The organism is Paenibacillus sp. DMB20 (genome assembly GCF_000987955.1).
In the GTDB taxonomy this organism is placed as follows: domain Bacteria; phylum Bacillota; class Bacilli; order Paenibacillales; family Paenibacillaceae; genus Paenibacillus_AQ.
In genome coordinates, this window is sequence record NZ_LAZU01000036.1 from 220,980 (window position 1) to 245,730 (window position 24,751).

Below are 24,751 nucleotides of genomic sequence, written 5' to 3' on the forward strand. Positions count from 1 at the left end.
AGGTGATGCATTGTGAATCGATTGTCTCGAATGTGGAAGCGCGAATGGCCGCTGCATGTGATGCTCATTCCCGCACTCGTGTTCATTATCGTGTTTAGTTACATTCCAATGGTCGGCATTCTGATGGCTTTCCAAAAATATATTCCGACAAAGGGCTTGCTGGGTTCCCCGTTCGTGGGTTTGAAAAACTTTAAATTCCTTTTGGATTACCCGGACATCGGCCGTATTTTTTTCAATACCGTATACATTGCCGTTATGAAAATTACCGCTGGCCTGATCGTTCCGATTACGGTAGCGATTCTGTTAAATGAGCTTCGAAAAGAATGGGTAAAGCGCACGTTTCAGACGCTTGTCTATTTGCCTCACTTCCTGTCGTGGGTACTGTTAAGCGGCATTATCATCGACGTGCTGTCTCCTTCAACAGGAGCTTTAAATCAATTGCTTGGCTTGTTCGGCGTGAAACCGATATTTTTCCTTGGGGATAACAACTGGTTCCCTTACGTCATGGTCATTACGGACGTATGGAAGGAATTCGGCTTCGGTACGATCATCTATTTGGCTGCGCTTACAGGCATCAATCCGGCGCTGTACGAAGCGGCTGAAATTGACGGAGCGGGGCGCTGGAAACAGACGCTGAACATCACCTTGCCGGGAATGCTGCCGATCATCGTCTTGATGCTTACGCTCAGTATCGGGAACGTGCTGAACGCGGGCTTTGACCAGATTTTCAACTTGTACAGTCCTCAGGTCTATGAAAGCGGAGATATTATCGACACGTTCGTGTATCGAATGGGTGTCGTCGAATCTCAATACGGGTTCGCAACAGCCGTTGGATTGCTGAAATCCGTAGTTTCGTTCATTATGATATCCGTTTCGTATGTCATGGCCTATCGCTTCGCCAATTATCGCATATTCTAGCAAGGAGGGCTCACAATTATGAAAAAGTCGTTAGGCCGACGCGTGTTTCTAGTCTGTAACGCTGTATTTCTCGCCTTCATTTCGTTGTTATGCCTCATGCCGATCATTCATATATTGGCCGTTTCGTTCAGCTCGGGCGCAGCGGCGTCGGCAGGCAAAGTTACGCTCTGGCCGGTGGAATTCACGACGGCGGCGTATCAGAACGTATTCGGTAAGCCGGAATACCTGCGAGCCTTTTGGATTACGATTCAGCGGGTCGTGTTAGGCACGTCGATCAGCATGTTTTTGACTATACTGACAGCCTATCCGTTGGCGAAGGATACTTCGCAATTCCGCATGCGCACGATTTATGTATGGTTATTCGTGTTCACGATCTTGTTCAACGGCGGCTTGATTCCGTGGTATATGACCGTGAAGGCGGTCGGTCTTGTCGATACCATCTGGGCCATGGTGCTTCCGAGCGCCGTACAGGTGTTCAACATCATCCTGCTGCTTAACTTTTATCGAAACCTGCCCAAAGAGCTGGAGGAATCATCAAAGATCGACGGTGCCGGTCACTTCACGACTTTGTGGAAAATATACGCTCCACTGTCCGTGGCAGCGCTGGCCACGACAGGGCTTTTTACGATCGTATGGCATTGGAACAGCTGGTTTGACGGCATGCTGCTCATGAATCATCCAGAGCGATACCCGCTTCAGACTTTCTTGCAATCGATCATTATTAAGATGGATTTGCGTTTCCTGAAGGCTCAGGATATTGAGCTGATGCAGAAGCTGTCCGACCGGACGAGCAAAGCGGCTCAAATATTCGTCGCTGCGTTTCCGATTTTAATCATTTATCCTTTCCTGCAGCGCTTCTTCATTAAAGGAATTGTCATGGGGAGTGTCAAAGAATAATAGTTCACTAAACATCTCAGAATGTTGGAGGAACCTTAGATGAAACTGTTATTTCGGCTGAAAGACCCCTCGATTTTTATGAAGATGATGGCTGTGTTTATGATCGTGCTGCTCCCCCTCATGATGATTACGTGGTTCATCAATGAGCGGGGGGCTGATAGCATTCAGAATGAAATTTCGCGCTCGACCTTGAATACGGCCAGCTTCTATTTAAATTCACTGGATAAGGAAGTCGAGCGCATCGTGCAGTATTTGCCCAACTATGTGATGGACGATGATTTGATGGAGCTGGCTGCCATTGGGACGGACATGACGTTCTACGAACGAGCGCAAAGCATCCTGCTCATTCAAAAGAGACTTGAACTGATGAAGAACTCCAGCCCGTTCATTCGCGAAGCGAAAGCCTATGTACCCAAAATCAATCGAACGCTTCTCAGCGTGAAGTATGAGACAGGGATCGACAAAGAGGAATACGATGCCATACAGCTGAACGGTCCTTATTACGATGAGCCGTTCATTCATTGGAATGACCGCTTGTTCCTCACCATGTCTTACCCTGCGAATACGTTTAAGGAACCGTTGTACGTAGTAGGCGTCGAGTTGTCTACGGGCAAAATCAAGGAGGCGCTGGAACAGATTACGGAGTCTCTCAGCGGAGAGAGCATGCTGCTGAATATGGATGGGGGCTGGGCCATTCGAAGCAATGAGAAATCGGAAATGACGGATGCCCTCAACAACTTTATCAAGGAGAAGCAGCAATCCGGCATAAAACAAGGGTATGAGATGGTCCATTTTGGAAGCGAGCGTTATCTTACCGTATTTAAATATTCGGAAGTATGGAACTCCTATTCCGTAACCTGCATACCCGAATCAGCGGTTCTTGGACCGATTCATACCTACAGGCAATGGTTTTTGTGGGCTTGCGCTCTAGCGGTTGCCTTGGGAACGTTTTTTTCATATTCGCTGGTGAAGCTGATGTATCGACCTTTGATGAGACTGATTAATGGTTTTAAGCGTGTGCAGAAGCTGGAATTGATACCGGTCACAATCGATCGCAGACGCGACGAGTTCGGATATTTGTATCAGGCCTTCAATGATACCGTACTATCTTTGAAAACGTTAATTGAACAAAATTATGAACAGCAGATCCGCAATCAGCGCTCTGAGCTGAAACGGCTGCAATCGCAGATTAATCCGCATTTTCTGTACAACTGTTTCTTTGTGCTGTGCCGGCTCATCAAATCGGACAATAAGGAAAAGGCCTATCAATTCTGCCTGTACATCGGAGAATATTTTCAATTCATAACCCGGGACGATGAGGACACCATCCGTTGGAGCTGGAGGTAAAGCATTCGCGAACTTACATCGATATGCAGACGATCTGCTACGGTGACCGAATCCGGGTCTCCTTCGATGTGAAAACGCCGCCGCTGCGGGTTCCGAGACTCGTGCTGCAGCCGATCATCGAGAATGCTTACAAGCATGGAATCGGAGGCATGGCGGGACAGGGTGAACTCCTTGTGCACAGCGAACTCAAGGAAGACGGGATTACGATCAGCGTGGAGGATAACGGCAACAATTTTGACGATGACAAACTGGAGCAATTGCGTACCCTGTTAAAGCATTCGACCGACCGCATTGAAGAGACGACCGGGCTTATCAATGTTCATCGCCGGATTCAGCTTCACTACGGTACGGACTATGGGCTTGAAGTGTCGAGATCTTCGCTTGGCGGACTTAAAGTGCAAATACATCTTGGCGTGAAATAGGGAGGAATCGGCTATGCGTCGGCTTTTAATTGTTGATGATTTGCCTATCATTGTTGACGGTTTGCTGGATTTGTTTCAGGGCACGGAACATTTGAAATTGGAAGTATTGAAAGCGTATTCCGGGGAAGAAGCTCTTCAGGTGATGCGTTCTCAAAGGGTCGATATTGTTATTTCGGATATCAAAATGCCCGGATTGGAAGGGATCGAGCTGCTTCAGATCATTCAGACGGAATGGCCTGCTTGCAAAGTGATATTCCTTACGGGTTATAACGATTTCCACTATATCCGGAGCGCAATGGCTTACGGCGGCTTCGATTATATATTGAAGGTAGAGAGCGACGATAAAATCATAAGCTCGGTCGAACGTGCGATGGCGAAGCTGGATGAAGAAGTCGATCAGCTCCGGATGCTGGAGCTCGCCAATGAACGAATGCGCCAGGCGCTCCCGATGCTGCAAAAGGAATACATATGGGAGCTGCTTCAGGGTAAGCAGGAGGGGCCCGTGCAGCTTGGGCGCCATCTAAAGGAATTAGGTATTTCGCTTTGCGCGGAACGTCCGATCCTGCTGCTGCTCGGCCGGGTGGACACATGGAAGGAATCCTTTACGCCGCTTGACAAAGCGCTGTTACTTTATGGAGTGCAAAATATAACGGAGGAATACGCATCGTCGTACATGCAATGCTTTTCCTGCGCATATGACCATTCCCGCTTGGTATGGCTGCTGCAGCCACGGGATACAGGCCAAGGAGACTTGGTTGAATGGGAGACAGGGCACTCCCATATCAGCGTTATGCTGGAGAACATCCAAATGACGAGCCGACGGCTGCTGAATGTATCGGTATCCTTCGCCCTCGGCAGTGAGCCGACGGATTGGTCCGCGCTCTCGGAGCGTTTTCATATTTTGAAATATTGCTTTGTATACGGGCAGGGATTATTGCCTTCGGTCATTGTAACAGATTCGGATCTGCTCAAATTGCAGGAGTCCGAGGAAGAGAAAAACGATTATTGCTTTCATACCCGGCTGCAGCTGCTTCTGCAATGCATGGAAAATAACCGGAGGGAAGAGTTTAACAAGCTGTACCTTCAACTCACGGCAGCATGGACCTTCGACTCGCATGCCTATGGACGCAAGATGGAGCTCTATCATTCCATGGCGGCTATTTTCCTGTCTTACATGGATCAGAATGAGCTGTTCCGTCAGGATGTATATGAGCGGCTGGATGCAGCGCTGCTGTACCATAAGGATGAAACGGTTTCCTGGCCGGACGTGAAGCAGTATTTCTGGAATATGGCCGACTGTTTTTTCTCGAGGCAGGCTGCACTGGGAGAGCAGGTACCTGGTGATCTTGTCAAGAGGGTGCACCGGTACATAGAAGATCATTTGGCTCATGATATATCGCTGATCGCCATAGCCGATCATGTCGGGCTCAATCCTTCCTACTTCTCCCGGCTGTATAAACAGTTAACCGGAATCGGCCTGTCCGACTATATCAACGAATATCGGAACCTGAAAGCGAAGGAATGGCTGCTGAACAGCACGATGAAGGTCAATGAGATTGCGGCGGCGCTCGGGTACAATTCGGCTATGGCGTTTATTCGTTTCTTCAAGAAGCAGAATCAGACGACACCGCAAGAATACCGGATGCAGAGCCAAACAAGGGAAGGCAAGGACCATTTATGAATGTTTGGAATAGTCTCTTACTGGTTCTTGGCCAGGGGAATTAGCAATCAGGGTAACACAATCACCATCATGAGGAGGAACTTATATGAAGACAATAACAGCTGTATTGCTTGGAGCCGGCAGCAGAGGACGATATATTTACGGTCCATATGCGGAGAAGTATCCTGAGCAATTAAAGATCGTTGCGGTGGCGGAGCCCAATGATGAACGCCGGAAGCGCATCGCGGCAATCCATGATATACCTTCCGAACACGTATATGACTCGTGGGAGCAGGCCTTTGAAAACGGGCGCATCGCCGATGTCATGATTATCAGCACGCTCGATCGGATGCATTTTGAGCCGGCGATGAGGGCTCTTGAATTGGGTTATCATATTTTGCTTGAAAAGCCCATGTCACCATTGGCAGAAGAATGCATTCGAATTGAACAGGCAGCACGCGTTCATCAACGTGTGCTGACGGTTAGTCATGTCCTGCGGTATTCTCCGTTCTGGTCCGGCATCAAACGCTGCATCGAAGCGGGAGAGGTCGGCACAATCGCAACCATTCAGCACTCGGAATATGTAGGCTACCGCCACATGACTCACAGCTATGTACGGGGCAATTGGAGAAATTCGGAAGAGACGAGCCCCATGATTCTGGCCAAGTCATGCCATGATCTGGATATTATCTCATGGCTGATGGATCAGCCATGTACAAGCGTCAGTTCCTAAGGCTCGCTGCTGCATTTCCGGGAAGAGAATGCCCCCGCGGGCTCAGCCGAAAGATGCACGGACGGCTGCAGCGTAGAGAGGGAATGTCCATTCTCCGCCCTCAAGCTGTATATCGAAGCGCCGGATCACGCATGGGCGCGTTATATTACGCATGATCTATCTCCGGAAGGGATTATGGCGGCGGTGAAGGAAGGTCCGTTTGGACGCTGCGTCTACCGCTGCGACAACAACGTGGTTGATCACCAGATCGTCAACATGGAGTTCGAAGGGGGTGCCAATGCGACCTTCACGTTGTCTTCATTCACCGAGAAGGAGGTACGGAAAGTGCGCATCATGGGGACAAAGGGCGAGATTTACGGAGATATGGAGGAAGGAGTATATACGCTGCACCGATTTGCCACCAGTGAACGGGTGGAATTTCATTGCGGGGTTTCCGGAGACGGCCATGGAGGCGGGGATGACCGGATGATGGCTGAATTCCTCCACCATGTGCGTGAGCACAAGGAGCAAGGCAGAGCAGCGCTGACTTCGGCGACGGCATCTTTGCAGAGCCATTTGATTGCCTTCGCGTCGGAAGAATCTCGTCTTCATGGCGGTATGCCCGTTAAACTGGGGGATATGGTCAACCGGGTTGCGGTGAAGAGCAAGTCATAGCTTCATATTTTTTTCTATGAGTTTGGAGTATGCCAGAGCTCTGAATCTTTATAACTCAACTCAATTCTGTCACCCCTGTGACAACCCAATCTACCGTCCGGCAGAGCTGGTCCAGGGCATGTGGAATGCGTAAAGAAAATCGCTCCTTTTAATGGTTGCTCGATCTTCCATTAGACTATAGGGGCGATTTCTTTTGTTTGCATGGAACTTCTACCCAAAAAGCGCTGTCTAATAGGTTGGAGGTGAAAAAATGGACACGGGTTACCTGAATCATGTCATCGCGGTTGAATCCGCGGAGCTGTGCGATCTCATGTCTTTATATGGCGATGATGTGTGGAGCTATGCCTATGCGATTACCAAGAACCGCGAGCTGGCGAAGGACATTGCCCAGGAAGCCTTTATCAAGGCATATTATAAAATTCATACGTTTCGAGGCCAGTCCTCTTTTAAAACGTGGCTGTTTGCCATTACGAGAAACCTGGCTCTCAACGAGCTGAAGTCGAGTTATGTCCGCAGGATTTTGTTGTTGGAGAGGGTAGCTTTGCGGGACACCGTCCCTTCCGCGGAAACCGTATTTTTGCAATATCAATCTGCAGCCGAAATATGGGAAATTGTAATGAATCTGTCCATCAAGCTTCGAGAAGTGCTCGTCCTTGATCTGGAGCATGATTTAACGATCAAGGACATTTCCATACTGTTGGGGCTGAGCGAGGGAACCGTAAAGTCCAGGTTATTCCGGGCGCGTAAAGCCGTGGAGAGAGAATTGGAGAAGAGGGAGGAATGAAAGAATGAACCATGCCAAACCGGACTGGTATGCGGAGGCCAAAGGAAATTTTAGGGGAAGCTTTACATCGGAGATGAAACAGAACGTCATTCAGCAAATTCAAACGAATGATAATATCGTGAGAAAGCGTCGTAGGACCCAAAAGCTTGCCATGGCTGCCGGCGTAAGCTAATGGTGCTGGTGGTATGCATAAACCTGTTTAGCGGGAACTTCCAATCCGCTGTCTCTCAAAACGCTGCGGATACCCCAACCCTGAAAGCTAATGAGGCAACCTCGGCTTCCGGGAAACCAAAACAGCTAACGTTCACCAATGAGCCTGTCCTTATAACGAACACCAATATCGAATTATGGGACGATCAAGAAAATTATTTGTTTTCCAAAGTGAACAAATCATCGATACAACCTATAGAAACGATGAATCTGAATGGGGCAGGCAATTACGTTGCGTATACCAAGCTCGATGAAAAAGAGGCGACCATCTATCAGGGCGTCCAGTTAAAGGGGATTTCGAAGCCTGGAGAGCTCTTTGAACTGGGTTACGGCTCCATGAAAAACGTGAAATGGGAGAAGAGCGGTGCCTTCGGCGAAGACCTATACCGATTAACCGGCCAATGCGGTCCGAATATCGTATGCACCTATTTTCTATCCGTCGGCATGAATGGGGTCAAAGCAAAATATTTGTTGAACTCGGAAGGTTATGAAGCCGATTTGGACGGCGATGGCGTAAAGGAGATCATCGCGGTAACCGGCGTTAAATTCCACAACAAGATCTTTGTCATAAAAAAAAGAGGGGACGATATCGCGTGGGCGGATGTAAATTCTGCTCTTGAAGCCAAACCGGGGGAAACCGTTCGTTATTTGCACGACGAAAAAAGCTTCCAGCTTAGCAGCGATAAGAGCACTGAGGTGTTCCGATACGCAAAGGGGGAGGACAAACTCGTTCGAATGGATAAGTAGAATGGCAATAAGGATGATTCCCTTATCATCGGTCAGAATTATGTTTTTCCCGCCTGTTCGCTTGTCTCCGGCCTTTCGGTTTCAGCTTGAAAGAGTGACGGGGTCTGGGTTACAATATTAGAATCATTACAAAAAGGGGAGGTACATGTTCTGTGAGTAAAGATTCTTCTTCCAAGAAACCGGGAATGGCCTGCCCATCTACCTATAAAACATTTAGCCTGGCAATCCAAGCACTCGTTGCTCTCGAAAAAAATTCCGGAAAATGCCCGAGCGCCGACATTGCGGCTTACCTGGACTCCGATCCGACCGCCTTAAGAAGAATACTAAAAACCTTGTCCAACGAAAAGATCCTTGAATCGCGCGAAGGCAGGGACGGCGGATATTACCTGGCCAAAAGCGCCGACTCCATCACGCTGGCCGAAATTTACACGGCGCTGCATATTCATCGGGCAATTACGGACAGCATGCTCGACGTGGCAAAGCAGAATTGCAATGGAGGCCGGATGAAAAACGTTATTTCGGATATTTTATCCGAGGTCGAGGAAAGTACCCTCAAGGTTCTTAAAGCGTACACGATTGCCGACATGGTCGAAAGAACGAATTAGCGTATTGACATATACAATATACTGTGCAAAAATAAACACAGTATTTTTTTGATTTTAACTGTGCATTATTTTACACATTTTATGAAGGAGCGTGTTTATCCATGTCAACGTTAACGAAACCGGATTTTTATAGTGTCATACAGGAGCGCCATTCCGTTCGCCAGTACGATCCCACGGTGAAAATTTCACGAGAAGAGATGAAGGAGATCCTGGCGGATGCCACCCTGGCTCCATCCTCAAGCAACCTTCAACCTTGGCGTTTCCTGGTCATTGACGAGCAGGAATTGAAGGAGAAGCTGTATCCCATTGCGAACAACCAGGAACAAGTTCTTCAGGCTTCGGCGGTGATTGCCGTATTAGGGGATACGAAATGGTATGAGAAAGGCGAGAAAATCTATAATCTGTCTCAAGAAGCGGGATATATGACGGAAGAAGTCAAGCAGCGCTTTATTCACACTGCGGAAAATATATATGCAAATATGAACGATTCCGTAAAGGAAAGCATTATCGATGTGGATGCCGGTCTTATCTCCATGCAGCTGATGCTGATCGCGCGGGCAAGAGGATATGACACCGTGCCTATGGGGGGATATAACAAAGCGAAGTTCATGGAAGAATTCAAGATTCCGTCGCATTACCGGAGCGTCATGTTAATCGCTATCGGCAAAGCAGCTTCCGAGGCGCGTCCAACCGTAAGGCTTCCGCTGGAGGATGTTGTATCCTGGAATAAAATCTGATATTACGTGCAGTATGGGCGCGGTTCCAAAGGTCTACGGAACTAAAAACGTCCCTTGTGTAATGTAAGAAAAACGTCAATCGACGTACTTTCACAGAAGACAGACCGCATATAGCGGAAGTTTTTCTTGCGAGATCAGGATGGTGAACCTCTGAAGTTTATTACTCTCTTATCTCTTAAAATAACCGGACTCGACAAGGAGACACCTTGCCGAGTCCGGTTATTGATTTTTTCGGCCCAGCGGGCCGTTAGGTCCTCTGTAATGCCGAGTTGAATATTAAGATCATGCTTGCTTAGAAAATAGCGGGTTTTCTGCCCCGCTATCGTGGACTTCATGAACCGCAGGTGCAGTTTAAAACCGGTTTCCGAGCGGCCATCGTCTCGTCAAGCCGCTTTACCGCGGTCGTATGCGGCGCGTTAATCACAAGTTCCGGATTGGTTTCCGCTTCCTTGGCGATCTGAATCATCGCGTCGATAAACCCGTCAAGCGTTTCTTTGCTTTCCGTCTCGGTCGGCTCGATCATGATGCACTCCTCGACGTTAAGCGGAAAATAGATGGTTGGCGGATGATAGCCGAAATCAAGCAGGCGTTTGGCAACGTCCAATGTTCGGACGCCGTACTGCTTCAGCTTTTTGCCGGACAAAACGAATTCGTGTTTGCAAATTCCCGGATAAGCAACCTCGTAATAAGGTGCGAGCCTGTGCATCATATAGTTGGCATTCAAGACGGCAAGCTCCGAAACCCGGCGCAGACCATCCGGACCATAAGTGCGGATATAGGCGTATGCCCGAACCAGAATGCCGAAATTTCCATAGAACGCTTTTACCCGCCCAATGGACTGCGGACGGTCGTCGTCCCAGTAAAAAGTACCGTCCGAACGCTTTGAAACGATCGGCTTCGGCAAAAACGGGATGAGCTTGCTCTTTACGCCAACGGGGCCCGCTCCCGGTCCGCCGCCGCCGTGCGGGGTGCTCATCGTCTTGTGGAGATTGAGATGGACCACATCAAATCCCATGTCCCCCGGCCGGGCAATCCCCATAATCGCATTGGAGTTTGCTCCGTCGTAATAGAGAAGGCCGCCTGCTTCGTGAACAATCTCGGCAATTTCGACGATTTGCTCTTCAAACAGCCCCAACGTGCTCGGATTGGTCAGCATCAGAGCGGCGGTATCCTCCCCGACCACGGCCCGAAGCGCGTCCAGGTCCACCAAACCGCGTTCGTTCGATGGAATGGTAATGGTATCGTAGCCTGCGACGGTAGCGCTGGCCGGATTCGTTCCGTGCGAGGAATCGGGTACGATCACTTTGGTTCTTTGCTCGCCGCGGCACTCGTGGTAAGCGCGGATCAGCATGAGTCCGGTCCATTCGCCATGCGCGCCCGCTGCGGGCTGCAGCGTCACCTGATCCATGCCGGTCAGGGCAGCAAGGTCGTTTTGCAGCGTGAATAGAAGCTCCAGTGCTCCTTGGATGCTTTCCTCCGGTTGATACGGGTGAATTTTGGCAAAGCCCGGGAAGCGGGCGACATCCTCGTTGATTTTCGGATTGTATTTCATGGTGCAGGAACCGAGCGGATAAAAGCCGTTATCGATGCCGAAGTTGCGGCGGGACAATTCCGTGTAATGGCGAATGACGTCGAGCTCATATACTTCCGGCAGCTCCGCGGGCTTGCTTCGCCGCATGCGGCCTGGAATCCAAGCCGACACATCCGTTTCCGGGACGTCGCATTCAGGCAGTGAGTAGGCCACGCGGCCGGGCTTGCTTAGTTCGAAGATGAGCGCTTTTTCCGGTTTCATGCGATTCCCTCCAGCTCTCCGATAAATCGGTCGATTTCTTCTTTGGTCCGCCGTTCGGTTACGGCGATGAGCATGCGTCCCTGAAGCTCCGGATAGGTTCTTCCGAGATCATAGCCTCCGATGTATCCGGCTTTGAGCAGCTTTGAGTTTACTTCCTTCACGTCCGCTCCGTCCGGCAATTTAACCACAAATTCATTGAAGAACGGGGAGGAGAATTCAAGCTTCAATGCTCCGCCGGAAACGCGCTCGGAGGCGTAATGCGATTTGCGGACATTGAGCAGGGCCACCTCCTGCATTCCCATCTTGCCGAGGGTGGACATATAAACGGATGCGCAGAGCGCCAAAAGCGCCTGGTTGGAACAAATGTTGGACGTCGCTTTTTCGCGGCGGATATGCTGTTCCCGTGCCTGCAGGGTAAGAACGAAGCCGCGTTTACCGTCCTTGTCGACGGTCTGGCCGACAATACGGCCCGGAATCCGGCGCATCAGCGGCTCCGATACCGCAAAGAAACCGCAGGTCGGACCGCCAAGCGAAGCCGGAATGCCAAGCGGCTGCGCATCGCCGACCACGATATCGGCCCCCAGCTCTCCCGGCGACTCAAGCAGGCCGAGAGAGAGCGGATTCGTGCTGAGGACTAGCAGCGCTTTCCGGGCATGAACGAGAGGTTCGATGGTCCTTACGTCCTCAATGCAGCCGAAGAAATTGGGGGATTGGATCAGGACGGCGGCCGTATCGTCCGTAATGGCGGAAGCCAGGCTTCCGTATCGGTCACGCCGTTACTAAATCCAACCTCGATCACTTCCAGGCCAAGTCCGTGGGCGGAGGTGCGGATAATTTCCCTCGCCTCCGGATGGACCGTCCGGGAAACGACAATCCGTTTGCGTTTGGTTGCCCCGGACGCAAGGGCAGCGGCTTCGGCCAGTGCCGTAGATCCGTCGTACATGCTGGCATTGGCTACTTTCATCCCGGTCAGTTCGCAGATATAGGATTGGAACTCGAAGATCGCCTGCAGCTCGCCCTGACTAATCTCCGCCTGGTAAGGCGTATAGGCGGTGTAAAACTCGGATCGGGAAATCACGTGGTTTATGACAACCGGGATATGATGATCATACAGGCCCGCACCGAGAAAGCTGGGATAGCGGTCAAAATCGGCATTGCGGTCGGAAAGTTCCCGCATATGCCTTAGAAGCTCAGGCTCGCCGAGGCGCTTCGACATGGGAAGGTCGCCGGTGTAACGAATGGAGGAGGGGATGTCTTCAAACAGGTCGTCAATCGATTCGGCGCCGACCGCCTTAAGCATTTCGGATTGATCCTGCTCGGTCATTGGCAAATAACGATGCTTCATCATTTAGCGTCTCCTTTTTTGTAAAATGGCGTTTTTACGACCTTCGCTTTCAATCGTTTGCCGCGGATTTCGACCGTAAGCTCCGTATCGATGGACGCGTACGAACTGTCGATCAGCGCAAGCCCGAGATTTCGCTTCGATGTGGGAGACTGCGTTCCGCTTGTTATTTCCCCGATCCGGGAATCCCCGGCGTACACGGGATAGTGGGACCGGGGAATTCCCCGGTCGATGAGTTCGACGCCGACAAGCTTGCGAGGTACGCCTTCGCTCTTCTGCCGGGCCAGCGTTTCTCTTCCGACAAACGCGCCTTTATCCAGCTTCACGAAAAAGCCGAGTCCCGCCTCAAGCGGCGAAATGGTCTCGGATAGCTCCTGCCCGTACAGCGGCAATTTCGCTTCAAAACGCAGCGTATCACGGGCGCCCAATCCCGCCGGAATCAGGCCTTCCGATTCGCCGGCTGCAAGCAGGCCTTTCCATATGGCCGCTGCGTCATCCGTGCTGCAGTAGATTTCAAAACCGTCCTCGCCGGTGTAACCGGTACGGGAGAGGATGGCAGTCGCGCCGCATACGTCTGCATTTTCAATAAAATGAAAGGAGGCCAGCCCCTCCAGCGGCGTTGACGAAACCTTGGACATAATGGCAGCGGACCCAGGGCCCTGCAATGCGATGAGAGCGGTTTCAGCCGACACATTAATGACATCGACGTCCGAAAGGAGGTGGTCCGTCAACCATTTATAGTCCTTGTCTATGTTTGAAGCGTTTACAACGAGCATGAACCGGTGATCCGAAAGCTTGTAGATCAGCAAGTCGTCGACGGTCCCGCCGTCTTCATAACACATCAGGGTATATTGGGCCTGGCCCGTCGACAATTTTGACACGTCATTGGTCGTCATTTTCTGCAAAAAAGCTTCCGCGTTTGGACCGATTACCATGAACTCTCCCATATGGGACACATCGAACAGGCCGGCTTGCCGGCGTACGGCTTCATGCTCGCGCACGATGCCATGAAACTGCACAGGCAGCTCCCAGCCTCCAAAATCGATGCACCGGACGGAAGGAAAATCCGAATAGAGCGGGTAGAGCGGCGTACGTTGCAAGGAACTCATTTCAACACCTCTTTAGCAAGAAATTGGTTGATTGCAAAAAAAGGACAGGCAAAAGAGTAAATGAACGCGCAAAAAAAGCTTTGCCGTATTTACCCTTTTGCTCTGTCCCTTGTACCTGAGAGTTACCTCAACACATTTATCCAAGCAAGATGTGAAGCACGTGTGAGTTTCCCCTTTGGTGATCCCGAAAATCAAGGATTCTCTCCAGAGGTGCGTCCGATATAAGTCCTTTTGCCTGAGAGATTCACCGGATTTACGGCTTACTCCTTCGGCGTTACCAGCGTTACGGTAATCTCTCCCCATATCTTCATCCGCTTATTCAGCTGTGGTCATGCCTACGTACCGCAGAAACGCCATATCCTTCCAAAGAACGACGGAGCCGTTTCTGCTTGTTGTGATTATTATTATACCCGCCACGAGCAGCAACGTGTCAACCATAAGTTCTTCTCCAAAAAAACGGCAGGGTATATTGACATGTATTCGTCTGTGCTTTATTCTTTGGGGGAAATCACCAACTTATAATTACATACGCGAATGATGACGGACGGGAGAGACCGACAGGACCTAAACGGGTCCTCGGCACCGAAGGAGCAATTCGTTACGCCTGCCGGCTTAACGGGTAATCTCTCAGGTAAAAGAACCGCTGTCTGACGCAACTCTGGAGAGAGCGAAAGCCGCCAAAGGGGAAAAGGATTGCCGCCATCAGCTTGGGATGGCATCCGTAAACTCTCAGGTACCGAGGACAGAGAAGAGGCGAGAGTCTTTTCCTGTCCTTTTTGAATATAAGAAAGTATACGCTTTCAGAATACTTTCTTATATTTCTCGCGGAAACGCTATCGTCCATCATGAGGACGGTCAAGCCGTTTCCACTTGAGTGTTTGATTGCATGATCTTATACCAAAGAAAAGAGGTATCCAAATGAGCGAAATCAGAGAGCAGTTGGTGTACAGCGAAGACCATGAATGGGCATTGAAAGTGGAAGGAAACGTTGTTCGGATCGGCATTACGGATCACGCGCAGTGCCAGCTCGGCGACATCGTATTTGTCGAGATGCCGGAGGTTGGATCAAGCGTATCCGCCGGCGACAGCATGGGGTCGATCGAATCCGTCAAAACGGTCTCGGAGCTCTACTGCCCGGTTTCCGGAGTCATTACGAAAGTCAACGCGGATCTGGAAGCGCAGCCGGAGCTGGTGAACAGCGAACCTTACGAGGGCGGCTGGATTGCCGAAGTCGAAGTGGAGGGCGACGTGGAGGAAGCTTTGGGCAAGCTGCTTACTGCAGAAGCTTATCGCGCCAAGGTTGATTAGGAAATATTCCCGGATCCTGTCCTTTTGCGAGGATTCCTATAGGTGAATAACAAATTGTTAATTGAAGACCCAGTGCCGGTTCAGGTGCTGGGTCTATTATGTTTTGGTTCTGCTCTTTCTATCAGAACAGCGCAGAGTTCGACAGAGGGTCCAGCTTACCGTAAAGTTATGATATAAAGGAGAAGGAGAACATTTTTAAAGAAACTCGACTCCATCTGCATCTTATCTGCATGTATTTCCGTTATTCTGATATGAACGGATGGATAAACCATCGATTCTTCGATTACAGGAGTTTGCATGATGCCTAAAACGATTCTTATTGTAGAAGATGAACCTATTCTGAGAGAAATTATGAAGGACTATTTTGTGAATGAAGGATATGCCGTATTGGAAGCGGGCGATGGGAAAAGGGCGCTGGACTTGTTTCAGGATCACGACGTGAACCTGATCATTCTGGATATCATGCTGCCCGAATTGGACGGGTGGTCCGTGTGCCAACGCATCCGGAAGGGTTCCGGCGTTCCGATTATCATGTTGACGGCCCGGATGGATGAAGACGATACGCTGCTGGGTTTTGAACTGGGAGCCGACGATTACGTGACCAAGCCGTACAGCCCCCCCATATTGTTGGCTCGAGCCAGACGTCTTCTGGAGAGTCGCCAGGTTGCCGAGCAGGAAAACGACACGCTGTCCTATCATGGAATTACATTGAATTTGCCCTCGCGAACGGTCAAGGTTGATGGGGAAGCCTGTAATTTAACGCACACGGAATTCGAGATTTTGAAATATCTGATGGTCAATAAAGGGAACATCATAACGAGGGAACAATTAATCACAAAAATCTGGGGTTACGATTTCGCCGGTGACGACCGTACCGTAAACAGCCATATCCGCAATTTGCGCGCAAAACTGGGAAACAAATCTTCCTGCATCGTCACGGTCGTCAGGTCAGGCTATAAATTCGAGTGTTTGCCATGAAGAAAAGCATCGTATTTAAATTGTTTCTGCTTACCACCGCTTTGTGCCTCTCGATTTTAGCCGTCCTTTTTGTCGGCCAGACGGTCTTCTTCAAACAATTTTACGTTAATAAAAAAGCATCCGACATTCAACGGAATCTTGTCGCGTTTGAAAATGAGTATGCGAAGCATAGGGACGGCATGCAGTCTGTCTCCAAACTGGAACATGACTTTTTCAGGAAGCATAACACATGGATTACTACGCTTGATAAAATGGGCAGTCTGCGGTTTGCAAGCGACTTTGAGTTGCAAGTAAAAATACTGCCGTCCAATGACGCGGCTTTTTCACGGAAGACGATTTCCGTACCACTTTATGGACTTACGAATATCGAAGAAGTGAAGCAAGGGAACCCGTTTCTGCAATCGGGGGAGCCGATCTTAATTCAAGGTCTCAAGTTCGGTACGGCCATCATCCCTTATCGACTTGGCCTGCCAAACGGAGACTTCGCTTTTGAGAACAGCCAAATCGCTAAAAAAGCGCACGAAATCATTCCGTCGTCCAAGCCCCCCTCGGCGGAGCATTCGGAATTTCCGTCGATTTACCTGTATGGAACGATTACGAAATCCAAGCTCTTGGGGAAAGAGGACCCCGTACCGTTCGTGTACACGAACCATGTATTCATGGAGCAGATCAAGGAATTCCAAGCGGATTTATTGCTGAATCCCCGATACGGGAAAACCGTGAAGGCCCTTAAAATTTTGAATGTCGAGAAAAACGGAATACCTTACAAAGTTTTTATCAAGCCCATTCGCGATCCGAAGGGCGGGCTGACATACATCTTTGCCATGACTTCCTTGCAGCCTGTAGATGAAGCGATCCTGATGATACAAGAGTACTATGTCTATCTTCTCATTTTCGCGCTGCTGCTGATTCTCCTCGTCTCTTTTTATTATTCCAAACGCATAGCGCAGCCGCTTCTCCGGATTAACCGTACGACCCAAAAAATTGCCGAATTGGACTTTTCGGAGAAGGTCCCCATTAAATCCGTTGACGAGATCGGAGACTTATCCCGGAACATAAACGAACTATCCGATAAGCTTCATTCCCATATCGAACGCCTTGAACAGGATATTGCGAAAGAAAAACAGCTGGAACGAACAAGGAAAGAGTTTATTTCCGGGGTGTCCCATGAATTAAAAACTCCGTTAAGCGTAATTCAGGGCTGTCTTTCGATTTTGAAGGACGGCGTGGCCAGCCAAAAGAAAGATTACTATTTCGATGCGATGATCAATGAAGTGAAAAAGATGGATTTGCTGATTGTGGATATGCTGGAACTGGCGAAGTTTGAATCCGGCACCTACAATCTGAACATGGATTCATTTTGCATCGATGCCCTGATTGAGCAGGTGTGCGAGGTTTTAACTTTGGAAGTGGCTGAAAAGCAGTTGCAAATCAATCTTCGGCTTCATCCCGTTCAAGTAGTGGCCAATGAACGCCGCATAGAACAAGTTCTGGTTAATTTCATTACCAACGCGATCCGGTATAGCCCTGCCGAAGGGTCAATCACCATAACGACCATTGAAGAATCCGCCAGGGTGAAAATAAACGTGGAGAATAAAGGAGCTGCCATCCATCCGGAGCATTTAGAAAAGATATGGGACCGGTTTTATCGTGCCGAGCCTTCCCGACACCGGGCTACGGGAGGTACCGGCCTCGGACTGGCCATCTGCAAGAAAATATTGGAGATGCACCATGTTCCTTATGGCGTCATCAATACGGACGAAGGCGTCATGTTCTATTTCTATTTGAATAAGCAGGCTCAAGACTGAAAAAAGTGCGGAACTTACTGTTCCTCGCTTTTTTTGTTTTGCGCATTTCTTTAGACGACGTTGATTTCATCTTTACACCATCTGCATCGCAATAAATTAGACTTTTGTCAAAACCAATTTTGAAAGGAAGTACAAGATGACTCGAAAAATCATAGCTTTTATGCTCACAGGAATCCTTATTTTCATGATTTCCGCTTGCGGCACCGAAATTTCGGAGAAAGACCAAGCCGTCGTACCTCTTGCCAAGCCAGTTCCGTCGTACAAAACCATATTTCAATCCACGGTTTTCTTAGGGGATTCGATCACGGAAGGTTTATCGTATCATGATTTTCTGGATGAAAAGAATGTTAAAGCCGGTGCCGGCAAAACAGCTGAATTTTCTTTAGCTGAAGATGTCGATGTTTTGGCGGCAAGGAATCCGAAACATATTTTTATTATGCTGGGCTCGGACGACATCTTATGGCCGACAGAGAACCCCCGGGAATATTCTTTAAAGCATTACAAGAAGTTGATCCAAGCGATCAAGGATAAAATTCCGCAAGCCCGGATTACGATTTTATCGGTAACGCCGGTTACGAAGAAAGCGGAGGAAGAGGAACCGCGTTACAAAAATATCGCTGGCTACAACGAGGGTTTGAAAAAGCTTGCGGAACAGGAAGGACTCCAATTTGCTGATTTATCGCCGCTTGTACAGGAAAAGCCGGATTTGTACGATACGGACGGCATTCATTTCAAACCCGAATTTTATGGATTGCTGCTGGATTTTTTGAAAGACCGGGTCCAATAAACACGAAGGCGGCATCGACTGCTCAGGAGGAGAATAGCGTTGGTTTTCAGCAGTCTAATTTTTTTATACCTGTTTTTGCCTCTCGTTCTGCTCCTTTATTTTGTTTCGCCCAAGGGATGCAGGAATGCTGTTCTGTTCATTGCCAGTTTGTTTTTTTATGCATGGGGAGAACCTGTCTATGTAGGAATCATGATTTTTTCAACGTTGTTCGACTATATCAACGGGCTTCTCATCGATCGGTACCGATGCCGGAAGGCCATTGCCCGAATCGTGTTTTTGGGATCGATTCTGGTTAATCTGGGCATTTTGGGGTTCTTTAAATACGCCAATTTTATCGTGGATAACATCAATCAATGGTTTGGCTTCCATATCGGCATGAACGAACTTCCGCTACCGATAGGGATTTCCTTTTATACCTTTCAAACGATGTCATACATGGTGGACGTTTATAGGAACAGAGTGCCGGTTCAGAAAAACCCGATAGATTTCGGGGCATATATTGCGATGTTTCCGCAGCTTGTCGCAGGCCCGATCGTAAAATACGAAGATATAGCCGGGCAGTTGAAGAGCAGGAAGGTAACGCTTGACCGCTTTGGCGAAGGAGCCGAGTTGTTCATTAGAGGTTTGGCTAAAAAGGTTCTGCTTGCCAATAACATCGGCTTGCTGTGGGCCGGCATAAAGGCTACCCCTCCATCTGAACTGACCGTTCTGTCTGCCTGGCTGGGCATCACCGCTTTTACATTTCAGATTTACTTCGATTTTAGCGGATATTCGGACATGGCCCGGGGCCTCGGAAAAATGTTTGGCTTTGATTTTATGAAGAATTTTAATTATCCCTATATATCGAGGAGCATAACTGAATTTTGGCGCAGGTGGCACATTTCCCTGGGTTCCTGGTTTCGGGAATATGTCTATATCCCTTTGGGGGGAAACCGGAAAGGGTTAGGGATTCAACTTCGGAATATAGCCGTCGTTTGGTTTCTAACCGGGTTGTGGCATGGGGCCAGCTGGAATTTCATCTTGTGGGGATTGTATTTTGGTGTTTTTGTTTCTTTGGAAAAACTGCACCTGCTAAACTGGCTGAATCGTCGTCCTGCTTTTATCGGTCATGTATACACCTTGGGAATTGTGATGATCGGCTGGGCCATCTTTGAATTCGAAAATCTGTCAACGGCCTTATCCTTCATTCAGAATCTGTTTGGCATAAATACGGCTGGTGTCATGGATACCACGGCTCTGTATTATCTTTCGACCAACGTTTGGTTACTGGCGGCATGTGCCGTATTCGCAACCCCGCTTCCTCAAAGAGCTCTAACGTATATAAGAGGAAGATTCGCCAAGATGCATACCGTTGTCATGCCGATGATTTGCGGGTTGCTCCTTTTCGTTTCGACAGCCTATCTGGTCAATGAAACCTATAATCCTTTCTTATATTTCCGCTTTTAAGGGGGAGATTTTGTGAAAAGACATGAGAAAAAAACTTCCCGCGGAACGGCTGTCATGATGCTGACGTTCATTTATCTGATTTTTATTGTAAATTTGTCAACTCCATCAAAAATGTTCTCGGAATCCGAAAATCGAAAATTGGAGTTGCTTCCTTCTTTCGCGATTCGTCATCTGCTATCCGGTAAATTTACCGCGAATTATGAAAAGTACATCTCCGACCAATTTATGCAGCGAGACGTCTGGATTGGAATCAAATCCGCTGCGGACCGGATGATGGGGAAGAAGGAGAGCAACGGGGTCTACCTGGGCAGGGACGGGTATTTACTGCAAAAGTTTTCTCCGCCCCCATTTCGCGAGCCGGGGGATAAGGCTGAAGCCCTGAACCGATTGGCTGAGGCTGTACCCGGTATCAATACTTACGTGATGCTGGTGCCTACGGCTCTAAGCGTGCTTTCGGACAAACTTCCGGACCACGTGTCCGGAAACTTGGAGTTGGAAGAGAGGGAACATGTAAGACAACGACTGAACAAAGACATTCGATATGTTGACGTCTATCCCGTATTGCATGCCAAACGAAGCGAGCCCCTTTTCTATAGAACCGACCACCACTGGACGACTAAGGGAGCGTTCTACGCCTATCAGGAACTAAGCAGGAACATGGGTTTTTCCCCCAAGGAAGAAAGTCGGTTTACGATTACTAGAGTAACGGACTCGTTTTACGGTACCTTATATTCCAAGAGCGGGTTCAGGCATGTAAAGCCGGACAGCATGGAATTATACCTGCCTAAGTTCCCGGACAAGTATGCGGTGAAGTTTTCCGACAAGTCCCATACCACGAACTCGCTTTATGAACGGGACTATCTCCAGAGAAAGGATAAATATGCGTTGTTTATGGGAGGAAACCATTCGTTGGTTGCCATTAAAACCGGTATAAGGGATGGCAGGAAGCTGCTCGTGATTAAAGACTCCTATGCCAACAGCCTGATTCCTTTCCTGACTTCGCATTTCAGTGAAATTTACGTGGTTGATCCCAGATATTATGAAGGCGATCTAAGAAAGCTTGCGAATGCGCACAAGATACAAGACGTGTTGGTACTCTACAATCTGCACACGTTTTTCGAGGATGTATCTTTCCCCAAAATCGCAGCCTTCGCAAAATGAAAGGATGAGAAATGAATTGTTACGGATACAACGGAAAATGAAAAGTCTGTATTTCATGTCCACCATGCTTATCATTCTCTGCTTAAGCGTAATCGTCGGCTGTGCCGACAACCGTGCAGAGCCGTCAAAAGCATCCGCCGAAGAGGTCGGCCAACAGATTGAGAAGGCCGTTTCTTTAGACGAGATGAAAAAACGGGACAAAAGCAAGCTTCAGAAGCTGTATTCCGTCGAATCGGAAACCGTCGAGGATTTTATCCTCTATACGGCCTCGTCGAATGTAAAGGCGGATGAACTCCTTGTTTTAAAAGTGAAGGAAACGGAACAGGTTGCCGGCGTCAAAGAAAAAATCTTAAAAAGAATCGAGGAGCAAACCGTTAAATTCAAAGATTACCGCCCGGACGAATATTTCCTGATTGAAAACCATGTATTGGCGATAAAAGGACGATTCATACTGTTTGCGGTTTCCAAAGATGCAGATTTCATCGAACAGGCATTCAATGATGCATTATAGAAATATTTTTAAGTGACTAAAAAAGAGAAAGGTGCTATACTATTTATGTTTGATGAGTTCAAACATAAATTAAGAGTAATGGGAGTAGATATACGAATGAAAATTTTAGTTGTCAAAGCCAATAACCGTCCGGCTACGGAAGCCGTATCCACAAGAATGTACGAAACGTTCATGGAAGAAGTGAAAGATCTGAACGTAACGACATATGATGTCTTCGCCGAGGATATGCCTTACTTCGGTCAGGATCTGTTCAACGCCTTCGGCAAAGTACAGCGGGGTGAGGAACTAACGGATCTGGAAGCGCGTCTCTTGGCCGCCAAGCAAAAAGCGATGGACGCTCTATCTGCCGCCGACGTGGTGGTGTTTGCGTTCCCGTTATGGAACCTGACGATCCCGGCCAAACTGCAAACGTTCATCGACTATGTATACCAATCCGGTTTTACCTTCAAATACAATGAAGAAGGCCAGATGATAAGCTTGATGAAAGATAAGAAAGCAATCCTTCTTTCCGCGCGCGGCGGAATCTATTCCTCGCCGGAAACGGCACCGTTGGAGATGGCCGCATCTTATATCCGCAATATTGTAGGCGGTATTTTCGGCATGGAGATCATCGATGAAGTGGTTATTGAAGGTCATAATGCTTTCCCTCACCGCAAAGACGAGATTATCGCCGAAGGCATGGAAAAAGTAAAGGCTGCCGCGACGCAGCTTAAACATCAATTGGTTTAATTCCATAAGATTTTTAAAACATAGAAGAACAACAACCGGACTGGGTTAAGGGATCCTCCTTACCCGGTCCGGTTGTTTTTTTGTATCAAATTTGAAGGGAACGGCCTTCCGGCAGATGCTCGGGTTGATGATGAATCGTCGTCCCGTCTTCAAGATGAAGCCATGTATCAAAGCTGCGTTTCCCTTCGGTAAGCTGAATCACTCTCGCGCCGGTTTTGAAGGGATGTTTCAAATAGGCATTTCGGGTGGTTCGGCCGTAGCACAGGCGGATTCCATGGTGCACGCCCCAGAAGTCGTTCCCGTGATCATGGCCTACAAAGGTCCCCATGATGTCGCCCATCTCGACCATCGCCGCGAAAAAACCGGTATTGATCCAAGGCGCGCAGCACGTATCGAGCTTCTGTCCATGACATACCGAGAAATCCCATATGTCGTTGTATTCAGGAAGCGGAATGTGGAAGAAAGCCAGGGAAGGAAGGGGTTCTCCGCCGTTCTTTGCGGTAAGGGAATACGATGTTTCCGTATACCATCCGATCTGGCTCCGCCGTATCCAGTCATAAAATCCGACCCGAAGATGCTCCAGCGGGGAATAACTCCCCGAATCCAGGAAATAAAGCGCAGCCGCAGGCTGATTATGCTCATCCATGACCTCAATCACGTAATTACCGGCGCCATGCACGTTAGGCGGATCGGGCTTCGCGTAGCAATACCGGTGCGAAAGCTGAAGATGATGAAGCTGCTCCCGCGTGAGATTCGGCGCTTCCGAATCATGATTGCCAAAAACGGCAGCCCACGGAATCCCCATATCCTCGGGAATGGATACCGCATCTCTAAAAGCCCGAATGGGATCCGGACTTTTGTTGCTGGCGATGACATCCCCGGTGTAAACGACCAAATCCGGTTTTTCCGCCTCCAGGATCCTCTTCATCATTGCTTTCATCCGAAACTCTTCTTCATCCGGTTCGCAAAATTCCGTATCCGTAAACTGGACGATCTTGAATGCGCCGTTCGAATTAAAGCGAAGTGACTTCCTCATGCTTGCCGCGCTCCGGCTTCGCTGAACAAGCCTTCCGGGACCTTGGCGTCCCAATGATCCGGAACCTGCAATCCGAGCGCATGAGCCGCCACGGCAGCGGTGTTGACGATATAAACCTCCGGTAAAGCACTTCCCGCTGCAACGCCGGGTCCCACGCATCCCCAGAAAACGTTCTTATCCATCGGATGATCGCTTCCATGGTTGTATTTGTGCTCGCCGCCGCCTCCGTGATCCGTTAACAAGATAATAAGGCTATCCGCAAGGAGACCCAGCTTTTCGATGGTTCCCAGCACGCGCCCGAACAACTCGTCGTTACGGGTAATCGCATTCAAATATTCGGGCGAGTCGGGGCCGTATCCATACTTATGGCCTGAAGCATCCGGTTCATCCAACTGCATGAACAGCAGCTTCACGTCGGCATTTTGCTCGAGGTACGTTTCGATGGCACTTACGAGTTCGGTATCCGGTTTGGATTCTTTATGTATGCCCAGGTCGTCTTCGATAATCCCATGGTTAATCGGCGTCCAGCTTGAGAAGGCTGCCAGTTTAGCGTCGGGCCAAGCCTCCCGGGCGAGTCTGAAAACCGATGGATAGGGGGAATCGGACGGATAGACCCGGTTGGCGGCGACGTCATTATTCAATTGATGTTTTTCAGGATTTACGCCATGAAGGACGGAGCCCCAGCATTCCGCGCTGATGGTTGGCGATGGTGCCTGAGCCGTGTAGGAAACGGCCCCTTTTTTTAAAAATTCATCAATGTATGGAGTCGGGGTGTTCTGAATGAAATTGCCCGCACCGTCCATCCCCAAGATAAAAACCCGCTTAGTAGCGCTTAATAAGTGCATGATTCAACAGCCTCCTTAACAGTATGTTTGGTCCAGGCAGCATGATTACGCACCTAGCATAAATAGTCCGTTATAGACTGTCAACCGTATAAAGAGACTTTCGGAAAGAAGTCACCATTGTGGTATCAGAAAGTCATCAGGATAGTGGTTGAGCCCAAAGCATGCATATAGAATGTTCGTGTAAG

22 protein-coding genes, 2 pseudogenes and 3 riboswitches are annotated in these 24,751 nt (G+C 49.0%); of the genes and pseudogenes, 19 read left to right on the top strand and 5 right to left on the bottom strand.

All coding sequences use genetic code 11. The features are described 5' to 3' along the window. The first annotated feature begins 12 nt into the window (after positions 1-12). From XI25_RS20060 to XI25_RS20100, 11 genes and pseudogenes are all read left to right on the top strand, one after another. Positions 13-918, top strand: a complete 906-nt coding sequence (locus XI25_RS20060) for an ABC transporter permease (RefSeq protein WP_235440004.1) — start codon at positions 13-15, stop codon at positions 916-918. An 18-nt stretch (positions 919-936) separates the two neighbouring features. Continuing rightward, entirely contained in the window at positions 937-1,815 is an 879-nt protein-coding gene (locus XI25_RS20065; RefSeq protein WP_046679917.1) for a carbohydrate ABC transporter permease, read from the top strand. Positions 1,816-1,854: 39 nt separating this feature from the next. Next, positions 1,855-3,162: a sensor histidine kinase gene (locus XI25_RS20070; protein WP_327204832.1), complete on the top strand. Its 1,308-nt coding sequence runs from the start codon at positions 1,855-1,857 to the stop codon at positions 3,160-3,162. Next, positions 3,147-3,584, top strand: coding sequence for a sensor histidine kinase (locus tag XI25_RS36450; RefSeq protein WP_327204833.1), 438 nt, complete (start codon positions 3,147-3,149; stop codon positions 3,582-3,584). The genes XI25_RS20070 and XI25_RS36450 overlap by 16 nt, the downstream gene beginning before the upstream one ends. A gap of 13 nt (positions 3,585-3,597) precedes the next feature. After that, positions 3,598-5,265, top strand: coding sequence for a response regulator transcription factor (locus tag XI25_RS20075; RefSeq protein ID WP_046679918.1), 1,668 nt, complete (start codon positions 3,598-3,600; stop codon positions 5,263-5,265). An 85-nt stretch (positions 5,266-5,350) separates the two neighbouring features. Then, a pseudogene (locus tag XI25_RS20080) lies at positions 5,351-6,631 on the top strand (Gfo/Idh/MocA family protein). A gap of 250 nt (positions 6,632-6,881) precedes the next feature. Continuing rightward, on the top strand, positions 6,882-7,415 hold the full coding sequence (locus XI25_RS20085) for an RNA polymerase sigma factor (RefSeq protein ID WP_046679919.1): 534 nt from the start codon (positions 6,882-6,884) through the stop codon (positions 7,413-7,415). 4 nt (positions 7,416-7,419) lie between these two features. Then, positions 7,420-7,587 carry a hypothetical protein gene (locus XI25_RS33450; protein WP_160308939.1) on the top strand — a complete coding sequence of 56 codons (168 nt, stop codon included), beginning with the start codon at positions 7,420-7,422 and terminating at the stop codon, positions 7,585-7,587. Next, positions 7,587-8,372, top strand: a complete 786-nt coding sequence (locus XI25_RS20090) for a hypothetical protein (protein ID WP_046679920.1) — start codon at positions 7,587-7,589, stop codon at positions 8,370-8,372. The genes XI25_RS33450 and XI25_RS20090 overlap by 1 nt, the downstream gene beginning before the upstream one ends. 152 nt (positions 8,373-8,524) lie before the next feature. Next, a complete protein-coding gene (locus XI25_RS20095) occupies positions 8,525-8,977 on the top strand; it encodes an RrF2 family transcriptional regulator (RefSeq protein WP_235440005.1) in 453 nt (150 codons plus the stop codon). Between the two features lie 101 nt (positions 8,978-9,078). Beyond that, complete coding sequence (locus tag XI25_RS20100) at positions 9,079-9,714, top strand: nitroreductase family protein (RefSeq protein ID WP_046679921.1); 636 nt, start codon at positions 9,079-9,081, stop codon at positions 9,712-9,714. Positions 9,715-10,045: 331 nt separating this feature from the next. Here the strand turns inward: XI25_RS20100 and gcvPB are convergent, their stop codons facing one another. From gcvPB to gcvT, 3 genes and pseudogenes are all read right to left on the bottom strand, one after another. Next, positions 10,046-11,506, bottom strand: a complete 1,461-nt coding sequence (gcvPB, locus tag XI25_RS20105) for an aminomethyl-transferring glycine dehydrogenase subunit GcvPB (RefSeq protein ID WP_046679922.1) — start codon at positions 11,504-11,506, stop codon at positions 10,046-10,048. After that, positions 11,503-12,851, bottom strand: a pseudogene (gcvPA, locus tag XI25_RS20110) (aminomethyl-transferring glycine dehydrogenase subunit GcvPA). The gene gcvPB and the pseudogene gcvPA overlap by 4 nt, the downstream one beginning before the upstream one ends. Beyond that, positions 12,851-13,957, bottom strand: coding sequence for a glycine cleavage system aminomethyltransferase GcvT (gene gcvT, locus XI25_RS20115; RefSeq protein WP_046679923.1), 1,107 nt, complete (start codon positions 13,955-13,957; stop codon positions 12,851-12,853). The pseudogene gcvPA and the gene gcvT overlap by 1 nt, the downstream one beginning before the upstream one ends. 100 nt (positions 13,958-14,057) lie before the next feature. Next, a riboswitch (glycine riboswitch) is annotated at positions 14,058-14,167 on the bottom strand. A gap of 3 nt (positions 14,168-14,170) precedes the next feature. Further along, positions 14,171-14,268, bottom strand: a riboswitch (glycine riboswitch). Between the two features lie 223 nt (positions 14,269-14,491). Continuing rightward, a riboswitch (glycine riboswitch) is annotated at positions 14,492-14,610 on the top strand. Positions 14,611-14,875: 265 nt separating this feature from the next. Between gcvT and gcvH the strand changes: the two genes are divergently transcribed. The 8 genes from gcvH to XI25_RS20155 all read left to right on the top strand — a co-directional run bounded on the left by gcvH (position 14,876) and on the right by XI25_RS20155 (position 22,685). Next, on the top strand, positions 14,876-15,265 hold the full coding sequence (gene gcvH / locus XI25_RS20120; RefSeq protein WP_046679924.1) for a glycine cleavage system protein GcvH: 390 nt from the start codon (positions 14,876-14,878) through the stop codon (positions 15,263-15,265). A 300-nt stretch (positions 15,266-15,565) separates the two neighbouring features. Continuing rightward, positions 15,566-16,243, top strand: coding sequence for a response regulator transcription factor (locus XI25_RS20125; RefSeq protein ID WP_046679925.1), 678 nt, complete (start codon positions 15,566-15,568; stop codon positions 16,241-16,243). Further along, positions 16,240-18,051: a sensor histidine kinase gene (locus XI25_RS20130; RefSeq protein ID WP_046680004.1), complete on the top strand. Its 1,812-nt coding sequence runs from the start codon at positions 16,240-16,242 to the stop codon at positions 18,049-18,051. Before XI25_RS20125 ends, XI25_RS20130 begins: the two co-directional genes overlap by 4 nt. 136 nt (positions 18,052-18,187) lie before the next feature. Beyond that, the gene (locus tag XI25_RS20135) at positions 18,188-18,838 is read left to right on the top strand and encodes a GDSL-type esterase/lipase family protein (RefSeq protein ID WP_046679926.1); all 651 of its coding nucleotides are present in this window, start codon (positions 18,188-18,190) and stop codon (positions 18,836-18,838) included. A gap of 39 nt (positions 18,839-18,877) precedes the next feature. After that, positions 18,878-20,284, top strand: a complete 1,407-nt coding sequence (locus XI25_RS20140; protein ID WP_046679927.1) for an MBOAT family O-acyltransferase — start codon at positions 18,878-18,880, stop codon at positions 20,282-20,284. Between the two features lie 12 nt (positions 20,285-20,296). Then, complete coding sequence (locus tag XI25_RS20145) at positions 20,297-21,445, top strand: DHHW family protein (protein ID WP_046679928.1); 1,149 nt, start codon at positions 20,297-20,299, stop codon at positions 21,443-21,445. 16 nt (positions 21,446-21,461) lie between these two features. Next, a complete protein-coding gene (locus XI25_RS20150; protein WP_235440006.1) occupies positions 21,462-21,956 on the top strand; it encodes a DUF4358 domain-containing protein in 495 nt (164 codons plus the stop codon). Between the two features lie 96 nt (positions 21,957-22,052). Continuing rightward, positions 22,053-22,685 carry an FMN-dependent NADH-azoreductase gene (locus tag XI25_RS20155; RefSeq protein ID WP_046679929.1) on the top strand — a complete coding sequence of 211 codons (633 nt, stop codon included), beginning with the start codon at positions 22,053-22,055 and terminating at the stop codon, positions 22,683-22,685. A gap of 85 nt (positions 22,686-22,770) precedes the next feature. Here XI25_RS20155 and XI25_RS20160 read toward each other — a convergent pair whose 3' ends face one another. Next, positions 22,771-23,721 (bottom strand): metallophosphoesterase family protein, encoded by a 951-nt coding sequence (locus XI25_RS20160; protein WP_046679930.1) that lies wholly within the window; start codon positions 23,719-23,721, stop codon positions 22,771-22,773. Next, entirely contained in the window at positions 23,718-24,566 is an 849-nt protein-coding gene (locus tag XI25_RS20165; RefSeq protein WP_046679931.1) for an alkaline phosphatase family protein, read from the bottom strand. The genes XI25_RS20160 and XI25_RS20165 overlap by 4 nt, the downstream gene beginning before the upstream one ends. Positions 24,567-24,751 lie beyond the last annotated feature (185 nt).